Source organism: Rosenbergiella australiborealis (assembly GCF_018494035.1).
GTDB lineage: Bacteria > Pseudomonadota > Gammaproteobacteria > Enterobacterales > Enterobacteriaceae > Rosenbergiella > Rosenbergiella australiborealis.
Genome location: NZ_JABBFO010000001.1, coordinates 224,007 through 239,446, shown reverse-complemented (window position 1 = coordinate 239,446; position 15,440 = coordinate 224,007). Strand labels below are relative to the sequence as shown.

Annotated in this window: 18 protein-coding genes; 2 read left to right on the top strand and 16 right to left on the bottom strand. The window is 54.4% G+C overall.

Features of this window, described 5'->3' with window-relative positions; translation table 11 throughout:
- Positions 1-7: 7 nt before the first annotated feature.
- From HGT73_RS01200 to HGT73_RS01155, 10 genes are read right to left on the bottom strand one after another with little or no spacing between them, the layout of a single operon-like run.
- Entirely contained in the window at positions 8-391 is a 384-nt protein-coding gene (locus HGT73_RS01200) for an acetyltransferase (protein ID WP_214211838.1), read from the bottom strand.
- Entirely contained in the window at positions 388-3,252 is a 2,865-nt protein-coding gene (locus HGT73_RS01195) for a conjugative transfer ATPase (protein ID WP_214211837.1), read from the bottom strand. The genes HGT73_RS01200 and HGT73_RS01195 overlap by 4 nt, the downstream gene beginning before the upstream one ends.
- Complete coding sequence (locus HGT73_RS01190) at positions 3,252-3,674, bottom strand: TIGR03751 family conjugal transfer lipoprotein (protein ID WP_214211836.1); 423 nt, start codon at positions 3,672-3,674, stop codon at positions 3,252-3,254. The genes HGT73_RS01195 and HGT73_RS01190 overlap by 1 nt, the downstream gene beginning before the upstream one ends.
- 9 nt (positions 3,675-3,683) lie before the next feature.
- On the bottom strand, positions 3,684-5,189 hold the full coding sequence (locus tag HGT73_RS01185; RefSeq protein WP_214211835.1) for a TIGR03752 family integrating conjugative element protein: 1,506 nt from the start codon (positions 5,187-5,189) through the stop codon (positions 3,684-3,686).
- Positions 5,179-6,108, bottom strand: a complete 930-nt coding sequence (locus tag HGT73_RS01180) for a TIGR03749 family integrating conjugative element protein (RefSeq protein ID WP_214211834.1) — start codon at positions 6,106-6,108, stop codon at positions 5,179-5,181. Before HGT73_RS01180 ends, HGT73_RS01185 begins: the two co-directional genes overlap by 11 nt.
- Positions 6,108-6,767, bottom strand: a complete 660-nt coding sequence (locus HGT73_RS01175) for a PFL_4703 family integrating conjugative element protein (RefSeq protein ID WP_214211833.1) — start codon at positions 6,765-6,767, stop codon at positions 6,108-6,110. The genes HGT73_RS01180 and HGT73_RS01175 overlap by 1 nt, the downstream gene beginning before the upstream one ends.
- A complete protein-coding gene (locus tag HGT73_RS01170) occupies positions 6,764-7,120 on the bottom strand; it encodes a TIGR03750 family conjugal transfer protein (protein ID WP_214211832.1) in 357 nt (118 codons plus the stop codon). The genes HGT73_RS01175 and HGT73_RS01170 overlap by 4 nt, the downstream gene beginning before the upstream one ends.
- A 9-nt stretch (positions 7,121-7,129) precedes the next feature.
- A complete protein-coding gene (locus HGT73_RS01165; RefSeq protein WP_214211831.1) occupies positions 7,130-7,516 on the bottom strand; it encodes a TIGR03745 family integrating conjugative element membrane protein in 387 nt (128 codons plus the stop codon).
- A gap of 30 nt (positions 7,517-7,546) precedes the next feature.
- Complete coding sequence (locus HGT73_RS01160; protein WP_016190712.1) at positions 7,547-7,789, bottom strand: TIGR03758 family integrating conjugative element protein; 243 nt, start codon at positions 7,787-7,789, stop codon at positions 7,547-7,549.
- Positions 7,789-8,130: an integrative conjugative element protein, RAQPRD family gene (locus tag HGT73_RS01155; RefSeq protein ID WP_214211830.1), complete on the bottom strand. Its 342-nt coding sequence runs from the start codon at positions 8,128-8,130 to the stop codon at positions 7,789-7,791. The genes HGT73_RS01160 and HGT73_RS01155 overlap by 1 nt, the downstream gene beginning before the upstream one ends.
- Before the next feature lie 432 nt (positions 8,131-8,562).
- Between HGT73_RS01155 and HGT73_RS01150 the strand changes: the two genes are divergently transcribed.
- Positions 8,563-8,958 (top strand): hypothetical protein, encoded by a 396-nt coding sequence (locus HGT73_RS01150; protein WP_214211829.1) that lies wholly within the window; start codon positions 8,563-8,565, stop codon positions 8,956-8,958.
- Positions 8,959-9,005: 47 nt separating this feature from the next.
- Entirely contained in the window at positions 9,006-9,692 is a 687-nt protein-coding gene (locus HGT73_RS01145) for a hypothetical protein (protein WP_214211828.1), read from the top strand.
- Positions 9,693-10,088: 396 nt separating this feature from the next.
- Here the strand turns inward: HGT73_RS01145 and HGT73_RS01140 are convergent, their stop codons facing one another.
- Genes HGT73_RS01140 through HGT73_RS01115 form a run of 6 tightly spaced genes read right to left on the bottom strand, consistent with a single transcriptional unit; the run spans position 10,089 to position 15,438 of the window.
- On the bottom strand, positions 10,089-10,847 hold the full coding sequence (locus tag HGT73_RS01140) for a TIGR03747 family integrating conjugative element membrane protein (RefSeq protein WP_214211827.1): 759 nt from the start codon (positions 10,845-10,847) through the stop codon (positions 10,089-10,091).
- Positions 10,840-12,927 (bottom strand): type IV conjugative transfer system coupling protein TraD, encoded by a 2,088-nt coding sequence (gene traD, locus HGT73_RS01135; RefSeq protein WP_214211826.1) that lies wholly within the window; start codon positions 12,925-12,927, stop codon positions 10,840-10,842. The genes HGT73_RS01140 and traD overlap by 8 nt, the downstream gene beginning before the upstream one ends.
- A 48-nt stretch (positions 12,928-12,975) precedes the next feature.
- A complete protein-coding gene (locus tag HGT73_RS01130) occupies positions 12,976-13,575 on the bottom strand; it encodes a restriction endonuclease (RefSeq protein ID WP_214211825.1) in 600 nt (199 codons plus the stop codon).
- Positions 13,575-14,081: an integrating conjugative element protein gene (locus HGT73_RS01125; RefSeq protein WP_214211824.1), complete on the bottom strand. Its 507-nt coding sequence runs from the start codon at positions 14,079-14,081 to the stop codon at positions 13,575-13,577. The genes HGT73_RS01130 and HGT73_RS01125 overlap by 1 nt, the downstream gene beginning before the upstream one ends.
- The gene (locus HGT73_RS01120; protein WP_214211823.1) at positions 14,081-14,755 is read right to left on the bottom strand and encodes a transglycosylase SLT domain-containing protein; all 675 of its coding nucleotides are present in this window, start codon (positions 14,753-14,755) and stop codon (positions 14,081-14,083) included. Before HGT73_RS01120 ends, HGT73_RS01125 begins: the two co-directional genes overlap by 1 nt.
- Positions 14,734-15,438, bottom strand: coding sequence for a TIGR03759 family integrating conjugative element protein (locus tag HGT73_RS01115; protein WP_214211822.1), 705 nt, complete (start codon positions 15,436-15,438; stop codon positions 14,734-14,736). Before HGT73_RS01115 ends, HGT73_RS01120 begins: the two co-directional genes overlap by 22 nt.
- Between the last annotated feature and the right edge of the window lie 2 nt (positions 15,439-15,440).

Below are 15,440 nucleotides of genomic sequence, written 5' to 3'. Positions count from 1 at the left end.
TTAAAAGTTAGCCTAATATATCACCTAACCAAAGCACCAGGTAAACCATATCCGCCGCGTCCGTCACGGTAATATACCAGCGGGGATGTTCGTACTCCTCCTCTGCCGGCCAGCTTCCCTGCCCGCTAACGGTGATAAGAATATTAACCGCTCTGCGGAATCTGCTCTCCACCGTCACCGCCATACAGCTTCTCAGGCCCACCCGATGAGGGTGATAGGTAACGGTCACCGGGCCGTTCATTCGCTGTCTGATGTGTTCGCTCAGACGTTGCAGATTAGCCTGCGTCACCACTGATATCCCGGGTTCACCCTGCGGGGGCAGGTTGAAAACAGTGTTATCCGGGCTGTCACTACCACAGACACAGGGAACCGGATACTTCAGCGTCATCATGCTGCTGTGCTCTCCTCGTCGTGTGCGTCAGTCAGTCCTCGCAACCGGTCCAGTTTACGGGCAATCAGCTTCGCCGCATCCAGTTCGCTACAGTGATGCTCACGCATCAGCGCCCGGCGTTCCGCCTTTTCCTCTTTCTCCGTCATGCCCAGCGCGAGATACAGACTGGGGGGAACAGCACGAAACAGCGCCTCAATACGCTTGGCCAGCACCACCCCTTCGGTATAGCAACCCGACAGCTTGCGGGCGGAAAGTAGTACGGCTTCCTGTTCAGGCGTGAGCGCACGGAACCGGCTGATATCTTTCACCTCCTCCGGTGGCATGGTGAGGCAAATCCACCACTCCGCCATGTTCAGCATTTTCTCCGCAATATCCGGAAAGTCCTTCAGGTTCTGCGTGGCCAGCCACAGCCAGGCCCCCAACTTTCGCCACATTTTGACCACTTTGGTCATATACGGCGACAACAGTGGATTAACCGTCACGATATGCGCCTCATCCACCGCGAAGACAATATCGCGGCCGAGATACTGGTCCCGCTCCGCAATATTGTTAATCATGTTGGTCATTGACACCATGGTCAGCGCCATCTGCGCTTCATAACCCTCACGCGCCAGATGACCGAGATCCACCAAGGTCACATCCGCTTCAGGCCACAACTCCCCCTCGCGGTTGAACAGCTCCGCCTCAAAGCTGCCTTCCTGAGTGAACATCCCCAGCGCCTCCGCCATCTCTGCGGCTTTCGCCTTACGCTGGGCATTACGGACATTTTGCCCCTTATCGCTGTCATCACCAGCAATGCTGTATAATGCTTTCTGCAGGTCAGAAGGCAGCATCTGCCTCCCTTCTTTATATGTTGCATGCGCGGCCATCAGCAGCGCTTCACGGATCATAGCCCGGTCGGCACGCTTCATTTCGGCTTCTTCTTTCGGATCGCCGCCCGTTATCATCATCCGGGCTGAAATCTCCATCTCACCGAGAATATCCCGTTTATCCTCGTCTTCACCCTCTCCATCGCTGTCGGCATCGATATCAGGGAGGTCGCTTTCATCAACAGCATGTGCTGCCAGCCCTTCTTCGACCAGTTTATGCGCGTCGGCAAACGGCGGCAGGCTGACCCCACTACCCGGTTTGACGCTTATCTTGTTGACAGAAAGTCCAAGGCTTTCAAAATAATCAGCCTGCAGGCCAAAACTGTTCCCGGCTTCAGCGATAAACAGACGTGGCCGGTGAACCGCCATCAGCTGAGAAAAGGCATAACACAGCGTGGCCGACTTACCTGCCCCCGTCGGTCCGAACAACAACAGATGCGCATTCTGGGTACGATCATACTTGTTCAGTGGATCAAACGTCAGAATATCGCCGCCGCGGTTAAAAAAGCTTAAACCCGGGTTGCCGGTACCGGTTTCCCGCCCGGTAACCGGCAGCAACCCCGCAAGGTGTTGTACCCAGGTCAGACGCGTGTACCAGTATTTTTTATCGCTGTCCGGGTTAAAACACATTGGCAGCGCCCGCAGCCAGGTATTCAGTGGCCCCACCTCAAATTCCGGTCGAACCGGCTGCAGACCGGCCCCAAGCAATACGGTGGTCAAATCAAGACGTTTACGCTTAAGATTATCCATATCATCCCCGCGCAGCAGGAAGGTGATCCCGGCACGATACAGCTTATGCCGGTTTCCCAGATACTCTTTCACCGTTTTCACATCCTGGCGGGCACGGCCGGATTCGGTATTCTCCCCGACGGCATTTTTCGACAGGCGGTTAAACTGTTCTTCCAGCCTGTCCTGCGGCTGCACAACAATCGTCATGCACAGCAGTGTCCCTTCCGGAAACATATCCATCAGCGCGTTGATTTTTTTCTCACCACGGGCCTGTTCACCGGTAATGGTACCCGGCTCTGGTGGAGTACGCAGCCTTTCAACCGGCAGCGCACAATGGGGTTTATTATCTATCCACCATACGCCGTTTTCCGGATCCGAAACGGGTGGCGTAAACCACAGCGTTTCAGCAAAATCATTGCTGACCGGCGCCACGCCCGCCGGGAAGTTGCGCGGATCGACATACGCCGCCTGATGATACAGTGTGGATTTCTCCACCCAGTCCGGAGACGGATTAAACAGGCGCAGCAGCCAGCTGTGCACCTGCAGGCCATTCTGACGGGTACAACGAATACCGGCCCCACCCAGCGCACTTACCACACGTTCACACGCCTGGTTGAGCATCGCCACCGGCGGCATCGGGTCCCGGGACGCAGACTTCCCTATCCAGCGATAAATAACCATACGGGTGCGACGCTGTTGGCCGCGCCAGGGCTGACCGGTGATCAACGCATCGGTAAACAGCCCTTCCGGCCGCGAGATACTGCGGATATGACGCGCCATTTCGCCCAGCCAGGCTTCCGTAAATGCCGTGCGTTGCGCATGCGGTTTCACGTAACCGCGTAAGTGGTCCAGATACGATTCAGCATCATCTTCATCCTGGCAGAAGAACTGTACCACCCAGGGGTTCTCGTCATATTCATCAAAACTGTCCTGCAGGGCATCTTCCACCGTATCGCGGATCTGCTCCAGCCTGTCATCCGTACGTCCCTCCGTGGCCACCGGCGTCACATCATAAACCGCACCGACAGAAATACCGTCCTCAAGCAGAAGACACTCCTCTTCATCCAGGAATTCCACCCAGGGCAGATAATCAATGATGGACGGGTTGGCGTGATACACTTTTGACTCTTCCTGCCGGGTCATCCGGCCCGGTCGCGTCAGTGGCTCCCGACCATGAATAACCAGAGGAGAATCCTTCCCCTCTGGCTGCCCTGGCGTGCCGTCTGGTTTCACTTCATTTTTACGGACGAAAAGAGAAAACATTACAGCGCCTCCGTACGTTCACCTGGCATCGCATACTGTGTCTGGCTGTAGAAAGGAAATACAGTGCTATAGCCAGGCACTGGCGTGTTGCCGCCAGCCAGATGGGGATACAGGTACATCACCATATCCGGGTTGGGCAACCGGGAGAATTGCTGTGAAATTTCACTCTCCTGCGAGCGGCTGTAGCTGCGATCGTCCTGTGTACCTTTCCGGTGTTCATCGTCGGTTAACGGACGACGCAGCGTGTCCCTCGCAACAGCGGACTGACGAGTGGTTCCCCCTTCACCGTCTGCCCCGTTCCACAGTTCAAGCATGGTATGCTCGCCAGTCGGCAGCATCTCTTCTTTTGACGTGGAACAACCAACTAAGAGAACGACGAAGCAGAGAGCGGCCAGCATTTTACAATTCAGGTTCTGAGTCATTTTAGCACCTTAGTCCAGACCGCCGTTGTCGCTGACACCACCCGGCAGGGTGAAATCATAGCGAACCCTGCGGCCGTTATCTTCATAGTCAATGGCAAGTTGGCGGGTAATATGTACGGCCAGCTTCGCACCCGGCGGCACATAAATCGCGTCAAACGTCTGCCCATAGCGCTGCTTAACCCAGTCAGTGGTCTCACTCATGCCACCGGAGAGGGCTTTCCCCAGTGCCGCTTCGCCAGCACTGCCGGTCAGCGTGGATGAAATCCCGTTAACATTGTTCTGCGTGGTGTACTGGCCCTCACTGAGAGCTTCCCCGGCAGCGCCGGCAGCAGAGAGCGCAAAAAGAGTAGGCAGATACGTTGACGCGTTAGACTTGCGGGTACCGCTGATACAGGGAATACCGTCATTATCCGAAATCCAGCCGATGCCGCCGTCGGTACCGGTTTTATTCTGCGTATTGCCGTTACCTGTGTTTTTCCCACTGGCATCTGGCTGGGGCACGGTACGGACCGTACCGTCAGCAAAAACGAAGGTGATGCTGTTCACCTGCCCACGAACGCAGGAGAGAGTCCAGTCACCGCTGGCGCTGCCGGAGACAATCGCCCCCTCCACATCCGGCAGTTCAATCCCATTTGCGGTCAGGTTGTCTTTGCCAATCAGGATCTTGAAAGGATAGGGATCAGTCACCGTGCCGTTAATCGGGATGCGGCCCAGTAACGCCGTCATCGCCCGGCTGCCCACCAGAGTGGAATTTTCCGGCAGAGTGTAAACAGATTCAGCGCTGTCCTGTGCCCCCTTCTCATTCGTGTGCCCCTTAACCTGTTGCTCATAGACCGCTTTCTGCCGGGTCAGAGGATTGTTGTCCATAAATGAAGTGGGAAATTGCGGTGAAGCCTTACCACTGGCGGCATCGCGCGGATCGACCGCTTTTTGATCGCCTGGCGTCACCCACATCAGACCATCATCGCCCCGAGTGGCGGTACCATGGGTGCTACCACCCAGACCATCCAGACCGAGGCCCAGAGGAATATCGCTGTCAGAAGCCGGTTTTACACCTGCGGAACCACTGCCGGTAGTTTTCAGCTGTTCAGACAGAGCCTGCACTTTTGCCAGCAGGCTGGTCTGTTCGTTCTGCAGTTGCTGCTGGCGTTTGTCATACTCTTTACGCAACCCCTGCACAGCCTCGTCAACTTGCCCGGATACATTCGTGCCGCGCTTACGCAGTTGCTCATTCTCTTTCAGCAAATCGGCATTCTGTTTATCCAGCGTTTTCTGGCGATCGCGAACGTCATTCAGCCGACCTATCAGTGTGCGCAGGGTATCTTCTGGCGTATCGCCTTCCACCCCGAGCGCCTTAAGCTCATCCTGTGAAAGATTTTTCAGTACCGTCGTCACATCACCCGAGGCATTCTCAGGCGGTTGCTCTCCCTTACAGCTTTTCAGGCCCACGGCCAGCCCCGCCATCACCACGGCAGGAACAATAAATTTCACCATGGGATTGGATTTAATCTGCATGGCTGACCTCCTTCTTCGCGGTACGAACAGCCTTACGCATCGAGGAAGGTTCAGCGATAAAAGCGCTCTTCGGCCGCGTGCCCGTCACGATATAGACTGTGGTGGTATCTTCCGGCGTGCCCACCGGCCCCAGCCAGCGGTGCTGGAACGTCGCCGCGACAAACTGCCCCTGCAGGGCACGGGGATCTAGTACAATCCTGCGGCTGGTGTTGTTCTGCAGGCGAACAGCCACGACGGCGCGATTTGCCACGCCCCAGGCGGACAGCGGCGTGGCCGTTATGGCTTCGGAGGGATACAGCGTTGTCAGGCGTTTGGGCAGATGCGGATTCACCGGGCGGATACCCGGCACGGCTTCGACCGTACGCAGCGGCGCATACAGGTTCTGTGCAGCATAACGGGTCAGCAATACCGGAACGGGAGCGCTGTACTGCACCTTTTTACGCTTCGCCTGCGTACCGTCATCACTTCCCGGCTGGATACTGCCGCTGCTGTTTTCTGTCTGTCGACGGGTATCGGCCGTACTGCTTACCATGTTCACCTCGCCGCTGTAGACCAGGCGAACGGGCTCGGAAGGACCTTTTTCACCGGCGGCGACATCGAGAAGAATAACCTCACCGCTTTCCACATCCTGCAACTGCACCCGTGTCTGAGGAAAAGCGCTGTCGGCCTTCAGGTAGACTGCCCCGCCGGTGCTCTGCACACGCAGCTTACCGTTGAGTGCCGGAGGAAACCCCACCCGGACATTTTTATCCACAAATACCACCCGTTCCTGCCCCACCTGCAACGGGATTTGCAACGGGATACGCTCCCATTTCATAAATTTATCAGCCTTAGCCGGCTCGCTATGCAGAAAGACCAGCGGCAACAGCAAAAGGGACAGCGCCATCAGCCCAGCGCGGGTATGATTACGGATCTTCATTACTGAAATACTCCTGATTTCGCAGGGATTTCCGTCGGTAATGCCGCCTCCAGTCGCTGCGGTACACCGTCATAGCAATCCAGCGCCAGACCAAACGGATTGCGCTCAGCATCCCCTTCCCAGCGCACCACTTTCAGTGGATAACGGACTAGGGCGCGTTTTACCGGTTCAGCATGAAAATACTCATCCGCCACCAGGTCGAGACGCACCACCCAGTTATCTCTGCTGATAACGCTGACGCTCTTCGACTGATAACCCCGACCGGGAATTTCATACACCACACGAACACGGTCAGTCAGTTCGCCAGCGTTGCTTCTTTTCTGGGCCTCGGTATTCAGATAATCCTGGCACCCCGGGGTCAGATAGGCTGACAACGCATGAATTTTTGCCGGATAATCCACTTCACCATTTTTCGGCCAAGCGTTGAGCTGCTGGAAAATATAGAAGGCAAAGGAATAGACCGATGACGCCGGTACTTCCCACCAGGGTCGGGTACTGCCAGTACGTAAATCCGGCGGGTTATGGACAGTCAGTTTGTTTGGGGCCAGCATCCAGCCGGCGCAGGTGATTAACAGGAAAAAGACCAGCACACAGCAGGCAATACGCAGTGTCATAATATGCTGATCCCGGTCTTTGACCGCATGACGAAAACGGCTCATTTTTCTCTCCCGGTTCGTTTCAGGGACCATCCCCGGGCATCAACGATCAGTGTCGGGTTGCCCAGACTATGGCGACGTTTGAACACCTCAAGTCGCTGCCAGATATAGTTTTCCGGCTTACCGCGTTTGATGCGGCTTAGCCACCGACCGCCGAAACCGGTAACCATCAGCGGCGCCAGTAACATGCCGGTCGGGATAATGACCCAGCCGGCAAGAGGGATAAATGGCAGAGACAGGAGCAGCCCCACGCCCAGACCGGCTAGGGCGGCCAGTCCCATCTCCGGTGTAGTGAATCCGCGAAACACGACAGGTTCACTGTTCAGGCGGTCAGGTAAAAAGCGAATGGTCTGCATGGGGCCGCCTCAGAGAATAATGCTGGCGGACTTGCCCAGCAGCCAGATAACGGCAACCAGTAACACCACCCCCACTACGATGATGGAGCCAAACTTCGTCCAGGTTGACTTCTCATTCCGGACCTCGGTAAAGGTATGGACTGCAGCAATCGCTACATTAATGAACGCAATGGCCGCCACTACCAGTCCGCCAATAACGACACCATCCTGCAGATAGCCTTTGATCTGTCCCATCAGACCAGATCCGCCATTAGAGGTTGGCGCTTCAACCGTTGGCAGGTCAGCAAATGCGGGTTTACAGGTCAGCCAGACCAGTAACGCCCACGTGAAAGCACGGTTAATAACGCGGTCAATACCACGACGCACGCGGGTGGCAATAGACGCAAAGTGATACATAAATTTTTCTCCAGAAATTGATTGTTTAATTCAACTGGCAAACATCCAGATACTTACAACCAGCAGGAGCACGGCCCGGATAGCAAAGCGACCCAGCGCAGCATTCCGAACTTTCTCGTTACTCCAGCCGGTCCACACATCGGACAGTGCCCATGCGGCCCACAGAAACAGAAAGGCCAGCAACACACCGATGCAGACCAGGTGCAGAATGCTGACTTCGACATTGCCGGAGGCCGCTTTAAAGGCGGTCGATTGTGCGGAGGTCATGCCCATCAGGGACGCTCCCGACGATAATTGCCGCTGACAGATGAAGCCCGGGGTTGGGGCCGGGATGGCTCCAGATAGCGGTCAATACCGGCACGAATGGTGTTTAAATCGGATGTGGCCTGACGGTAGTCAAAAAAGAAGCGCCCCTGTTCAGCAGGATCTGACTGAGCCGCCGCCACACGGGCGCGTTCAAGGGAGGCCTGTACCTGATCCAGCTGGCGCTGGACCGAGGCAAGCTCGTCTTTTTCTGCTGCATGTGCCGTCGTGGACAATGTGGCCAACAGCAATAAGCCAGTGATGCCCGGTATGCAGGCAATATATCGCCAGGCCGGACGGGGATGATTCATACGCGCCTCCTTGAGTATTAACAGGTGCTTACAGAATGGGCTGGAGAGGAAGGCAAGTCAGCGATAAACTCTTTTTGCGTTTCTGAAAATTTTGTGGAGAAGTAGGAAATGCCAACATTGAGAAGGAAGACAAATTCAATCATATGACGGCTGAAGTCATTCGGATTTTTTACAAAGATAGACATCTATCAGACGAACATCTGAGTTGTTTGTATTGTATGGGGTCGAAAGCGAATGTCTTTCTTCGCGAAGTGTTCCAGCATCATCTCACCTAAGTGTCGCGTGCGGTTTGTGCCAATATCATCAGAGTTATCGAGCTAAGCTACGGGCAACAAGTTATGGCAAAAACCTTCATACAGTTCTTGCACTGAGGATTATTTGCACAAACGGTTGTCGAACGTGTAAAATAAGGGAAATGTCGGGGGAGTAACTATGAAAGACAACTACTTCATTCCAGGTTTTGAACCTGATGAAATCCGCGATATGGCGAAATCCGCGCTGAAACAGATTCATGAAAGGAGGGTAAACCTCGGTAAGCACGAACATGAAGTTCCAAATCGTGCTGTGCTGGACATGCACATTGTGAATCTGAATGAGCCATATGAAGTGTTCTACGGCTTGAATACAACCAATCTAAACCGCACACAAGCAGCCTTAATAAGCGCAGGTTATAAGTCATTTCGCCAGTGTCGTTTAGTCACAGATGTCCATCAAGAATATGAGATTGGTGTGACAATTCATGAATTTGATTGCCAGCTGGATTCTGCCGATCATGGCGAAAATATAGCTGTTGGGTCAGCCTCGAGCTCCAAAATAGCAGCACAATAACGGTTATCATTAAGCGCCCCGATTGGGGCGCTTTTTATGGATTGATTATGACGGGACAGCAAAAGAAATATGTATTCAGGGAACTGGTTAAAAACAGAACAGATGCCCCGCAATTAATATCATATGCAATCTATAAATCCCATAAAGACGAAAGGGCAGAGTTTTTTCACGCTAACTTTGGAGAAGCATTAGTCCCTAAGAAGTTACAAGAATGGCACGATAGCGTTGCGAACGATTTCCAATGGCTCGATACCTACAGAAGCAAAGCCGATTTACTTATCAAAGAGATAGAGATACAGGCGGTTCAGAATGCTATGCCTGACATCAATTTGGCCCATCAAGGGGCAATTACTGCTCTCGAAAATGCTCATAAAATTGAAGTTGATGAGTTGCAGCAACGTGCGTTAGATGCTGAAAAAAAAGCGCGTGAAGAATGGGCTGTAAAAACAAATGATTGGGCTGTTAACCAGACTAAGCCAGGTTGGTGGAAAAGAAATTCACTAGCTTTATTGAAAGTCATTGGCGGCTCAGTAATAAGTGTTTTAGGTGGAGCAATTGCAACAGCTTGTATAGTAGGTTTATTGGCAATTATAAACCCAACTTTAAGCGCCACTGCTAATTCTCTAGCAAAGGGATTGGTTGATAAATTGTTGCCTGCGGATGATCCAACTGGATTAGGCGTTAAGAGTTTTACTCATGAACAGCCGCCAGCTGACAACGACAAAAAGCCCTGAAGGGCTTTTAATCCTGCGGAAATTTTGTCAGTACCATTGTTCGTTAATGTTCATACTCTTTATCCACTTGCAACTTCATTTGGTAAACAAAATAATCGGTCATATTGTGTACTGTGAGCTTAATTTTTGAAAATTCAGCATCATCGACCTGCTCCCCGTTGATTAAAACAGACTGATGTTAGCAACATACGCTTTTGGCACAGAACAGCCTGTCAGATTAAGTTTAGCGCTGTGGTGTAACAACGCCCAAGGCAAAGGAAACGTCGATAGTATCCGATGCTAGCAAGAACGACAGCAAAATAAGTCTGACGCGCCTGTAAATGACCGTTCATCGGCTTGTCTGCTGACGAAGACGCACAAAAGCAAGTTTTGTGCGTCTTCGTCCAGCCCTGATAACTAAAGATATTTCTTGAATGAAGCCGTGGTGACCGTGATAGCAACACCCAGCAATATGGCAGCAGGCAACAGCAGTAGGTTGGGGTATACTGCCGTCGGCCAGGAAAGATACAGCATCATGGGTACTACGATCGCTGGTTTCACCATCTTTTTAGCATGGTGATAAACAAACGAACTTTCATAACCCGCCCCATAGCGCCGAAGATCCCTGCGCCCCAGCCCTTCGACCAGCGAAACCAGCACCACCATCAGAAACAGCGGGACTGACAGAACCAGTATGGTTACCCGTACCAGGGTAATCACGCATATCCATACGGTCGCCATCAGATATTCATGCAGATAGCCCGCAAGCCACCCACTCCAGTTGTTCAGATTACGGGTCAGCTCGTTATCGCTGCCAGTCTGCAACACATTCTGCTGCTTTATCCAGCCAGTAAAACCACTGTCAACAAACAGCCACTGATACGCTGCTGTTACCCATTTAACAACAGTCACAGAAGGCTCAGACAGCAACAGGCTACGGGTGAATTCTGTCGACAGCCAGCCCAGTTCGGTATTCATCACCGCCTCACTGTGCGCTGCCCCCGCTTCCGGCCAGAAAAATGCTATGCCGGTGTACTCAATCAGCAGGCTCAGCATCAGCGAACCCAGCAGCATGCCGATCAGTGCCCAGGGCCAGCCCCAGAACACATTATAAAGCAAACCATGTGGCTTCTCCGGCCGGGACGGAGGAGGACTATTACGCTGAGGTTCAGCCACGTTCACCTCCTGCTGGCATGGTCGGTGCATCATTCCACCACGCTTCACCACTGTGATAATTGCGGCGCATTTCTTCGGCAATTTTCGCAATACTCTGCGGCATCAGTTTATCATCCACATCACCGGCAGGCAGCGGCATGCGGATTTTCCACAATTGCCCGCCTTCCAGCAGGGCGAATGCCTGCCCTTTCGGTAGTGTTACCACATCAGCCGGCTCCAACAACGGCACCTTAACCGTCCCAACACGATCCTGCGTACTGGAGGTAAAATCCTGGCCTGCACTGATATCGGTGTCCTGATGACCAGAGACCAGCGTCTTGGTGTAAATCTCCACCTGCGGCAGCTGCGTGGTCAGGAGTTCGGCGGTACGGTTCTCCCTGACACGTAACATAATCAGATTGTTGAAGTTGCCCTGGACCTGAGCCGTTTTGGCCGTATTGCCGATCCGGGCCTCAATATCCGATGAGGTCTGAGTGTAGGCCGTCACCTGCATGCCAGCGCCACCCCCTTTGTTAATAAGCGGGATAAATTCATCACCCATCAGCTCATTGAACTCATCACAGTGCAGGTTAATCGGGACCTTGCTCTCCCCCTCTCCCGGTAGCCCGGCATGAATACCGTGCTTGTAGATGTGACCCGCCACGCTCACCAGATCGGCAAACATGGAGTTTCCCACGGCGCTGGCCACTTCACTGTCGCTGAGCGCATCGAGGCCGATATACACCACGGCCTTTTTGCGGATTATCTGCTCCCAGTCAAAAATCGGTCGTGAATCGCTCATATCCAGATAGTCCGGTGCCAGCAACTCCGCTATTTTCCCGGTTGTCAATTTCTCCAGCAAAGGCAGCAGGGAAGCCACAATTTTATCAAAATAGGTACGGTCATAGCGTACTGCGCTACGCAGACCATCCAGAATGGGATCATAAAGCTGCTTTCCTTCTTCTGAACTGAGTGCCACCTCAATGGACCAGATACGTACCGCATCCGGCTGCCCCTGCATATTCCGTGGAACATCATCATCCCCCAGAACCTGCTCGTTATTCTGAATTTGTGCCTGTAACGAGGGAAGCTGCTCACGGATAACCTTCTCAGCGTAACGAATATACAGATCGGCAATATTATTCACATAGCGCATAATCAGCGTGTAATCCGGACGCTCCCCCAGTGCCACCAGAGCCCGGGCGATGATGTTGACGAACCGCCAGGCAAACTCGCGAAACGCCGCACTGTTCCCTTCGCCGGACAACTGCCCCGCCACGCGGGACGTCACTTCGGAAACACGACCAAAACGTCCTACTGCGTTATAGCGGGCGGAGATTTCGGGCCAGCCCAGGTGGAAAATATACAGCGCGTCGCCCCGGTCGGCACGGTATGTTTCAGCCCAGACGCGCTTCATCAGATCGGCATCGCCCTTCGGGTCAAAAACAATGGTAACTTCACCGCGACGAATATCCTGGGTAACCAGCAGCTCTGCCAGGCGTGTTTTTCCCACGCGGGTGGTGCCATAGACGATGGTGTGCCCCACACGCTCCAGCAGCGTCAGCCAGACATCCTGCTCATTCGGCTCAATGCCATGCAGCACCGGATTACCACCCACCTGCGGCAATGGGCGAACCGGGTTCAGGGGCGAATCCGTACGCAGCAGTTTCCCCAGCCCCGGAGCTGAGTGCTCCGTCCTCATTTCCAGCCAGCGAGCGGTCTGATACAGCCAGCCTGGCTGCAGGTACTTCGCCACTTCCGGACGTAGCGTATCCTGCAGTCGCTGGGTGTGTTTTTGCGTCCAGCGAAACCCGCGCCCGAGAAATAGGCGCTGATGGCTGACCGGTATCTGTCCGGCGCTCATGACGTAGCGGGGGAGCCGGGTCAGATTGCGGCGATAACGAAGGATCTTCATCCCCTGCCGGGCACGCACAACGGATAACACCGCGAAGCCAGACGCGGTCACATAACTGACTGAAGGTGCCAGCGCCACAGCCCAGGGAGCCTTTACACAAACATATGCCGCCATACCGGCCACGACAGCAGTATTCAGCTCAACCGCCGGACGCAACAGGGCTTCAATCACATAGCGGTTACTCATTATCTTCCTCCCCGTGGATAAGGCGGCAGGTCCTCAGTAAAGAAAATGTCATACAGATTTCCTCTGAAAATATGAACAACCTGACAGCCAGCTATGTCGGCCGGCAAGCAGATCCATCAAGCGCTGACCGCTGATGATAAAAAGACGCGGAGAGGTGGAGCAGACCGCCCGACTCATGTGTCCGGTCCGCCCGGTGTGAATGAAAAAACCGCAACAGGTGCGCTGTTCAAGAAGCTGGTCAAAGTCACGAATATGGGCAGGTGTAATCGCCCGACTGTAGCGTTTGGCCTGGATCAACCAGCATTCGTCATCAATAATGACCTGTCCGTCAGTGCCGCCATCACCGCTGTAAGACGCATTACGAACGACCGTCAGCCCCTGTCGTTTCAGCGCCAGCAACAGCAATTCCTCAAATACATAAGGGTTAATTTTGCGCAGGTAGCGCATACGCTGGCCGTCCCCCGGCAGAGTGCCCAGTTTTTCCAGTACCCGTGCCGCCGCAGCCTGATAGCGACGGTGGCGACGAACGCTGGCTTTCTCCCGCTGGCGAAAGCTCAGACGCAGCATCACCATGATAAACAGCGCCGCCAGAAGCAGGGCCGGCAACGGGTTGACCAACAGCGCAGCACTCAGTTGCAGTGAGCTCATCACGGCCACACCTGTCGGGACAATCCGGTATCGGTGATAAGCACCGGGTAATGCCGTAACTGTAAACGGCGGGCCAGCTCAGAGCCGGATGCCGGCGCCATCGGAACACCGGGAGCTAGATCCCGCAATGATTCAACAGCCGACGCACTGTCAACACTGACAATCATGCCTGCCGCATGTCGGGCAATTAGCGCCTGCGCATTCTCCGCCAGCCAGTAGCGTGACTGTTCGTCATCACCGATAAGGAAAAGCACACCAATGCCCGGCAATTGCAGCGGACGATTTTCCACCGTCCCTGGCGTCATCTCCGGCGTGCTGATAGGAAACATCGCTACCATCGCAGAAACTGGCGGGGTTGCCGGTGACGCCTCCGGCAGGCCGGGTTGTTTATTAATGCCATCAAAATAAGGCGTGGCATCCTCCCCGCCGAGGTCAGCGAGGACGTTCAGTTCGGCATGGCACGTCAGGGGCAGAAAAAGACACATTATTAAAAACCGTTTTTTCATCAGGGTTCACTCCTGGGCTCAGTCCAGATAAAACCAGATTCAGGGGCAATGGCTGCCCCTGTCTGCTGTAATAAAGAAGGCTGCAACAAAAGGGGCTGGCGGGTCGTGCCGCTGAGACGGACAAGATGACGTTCCACGATAGTTTTGTATCGTGCTGCAGCTTGCCCACCCGCCGGATGGTGATAACAACCGGCCGCATCCAGCCAGCTACCCGGCTTACGCAGCCAGCACTCGCGCAGAATGCTGGCTGCGGCATTGAGGTTGGTGTACGGGTCAAACGCCGCCCAGGTCGACACAAAGTGATGCCCGTTCCAGCCCAGGTTTACCTGAGCCAGACCGACATCAATACGTTTCAGGGAATAACGTGATATAAACACCTGCAGCGCCCGCCAGGCCTCCAGACGGCTGGCGTAGCGGTATCCCTTACCCGCCACGTTAATCGTCCACGGCCAGGGACGACTCACCGCAGGTAGGTTTGTCTTCTGCCTGACCACCGCGGCAATTGATCGTGGCGCCATAGCGGTTTCCGTTAGCGAGACAGAATAGAGCGCTTCCGGCGGTACCTCATGCGCAACGGCCACCCGGATATACCCTTCCGGTACAGTCTCACCTGCTACCGTTGCACTGCCACTTACAGCCAGTATCAGGGCGATCAGAATGCGGCGATATGCCATCCTTTTTCTCCCTGTTGCAGCAACACCGGCATCATTCCGTCGCCAAAGCGCAGCCAGCGGCCACCGTCATGGTTCAGCGTAATCTGGCGGGAACGTACTTTTTCCGCCGGGATACGGTGAGCACGGGCCCACTGGCGTAATTTATCGTCACTCCCCTCGCTGTCGACCAGGTAAATATCAACCGGACGATTGTCACTGAGCACCGCAGACAGCCGCGCATCGCAGGTTGGACAATTCTTCGACTTAACGAACAACGCCAGACGCTCCCCGGTATCCCGGGCAACACCGGCAGCATTCCTCAAATTCACCAGCAGCCTGTCCGGATAAAGCCGTTGCCATGCCGTATTGATTTCCCGCTGGAAATCCAGTTCTTTTTGCGTACGGGCAAACTCCTCTTTAACCCATTTTTCCGCGTACTGACGGCGCTCTGCCGGCGTGCGGGCCTCAATCCCCAGCGCCGAGAGTGGGTCCAGCCCCGGGGACTGAATCCCCCTGGGGCCATTCATCAGTTGCTGATACCGCTGGTAATCCTCCGGGCTTAGCCCCCATTCGCCAGCTTTCTGCTGCAGGGACTGTGTCTGGCTCTGTGTGGTTTGCGAGTTTTCAACGACGGAGATATCTGTGCCCGCCAGAGCCTGCGAACTCAGCATGACCAGCGCCAGAAAAGTCAGTTTCAATTGCATGA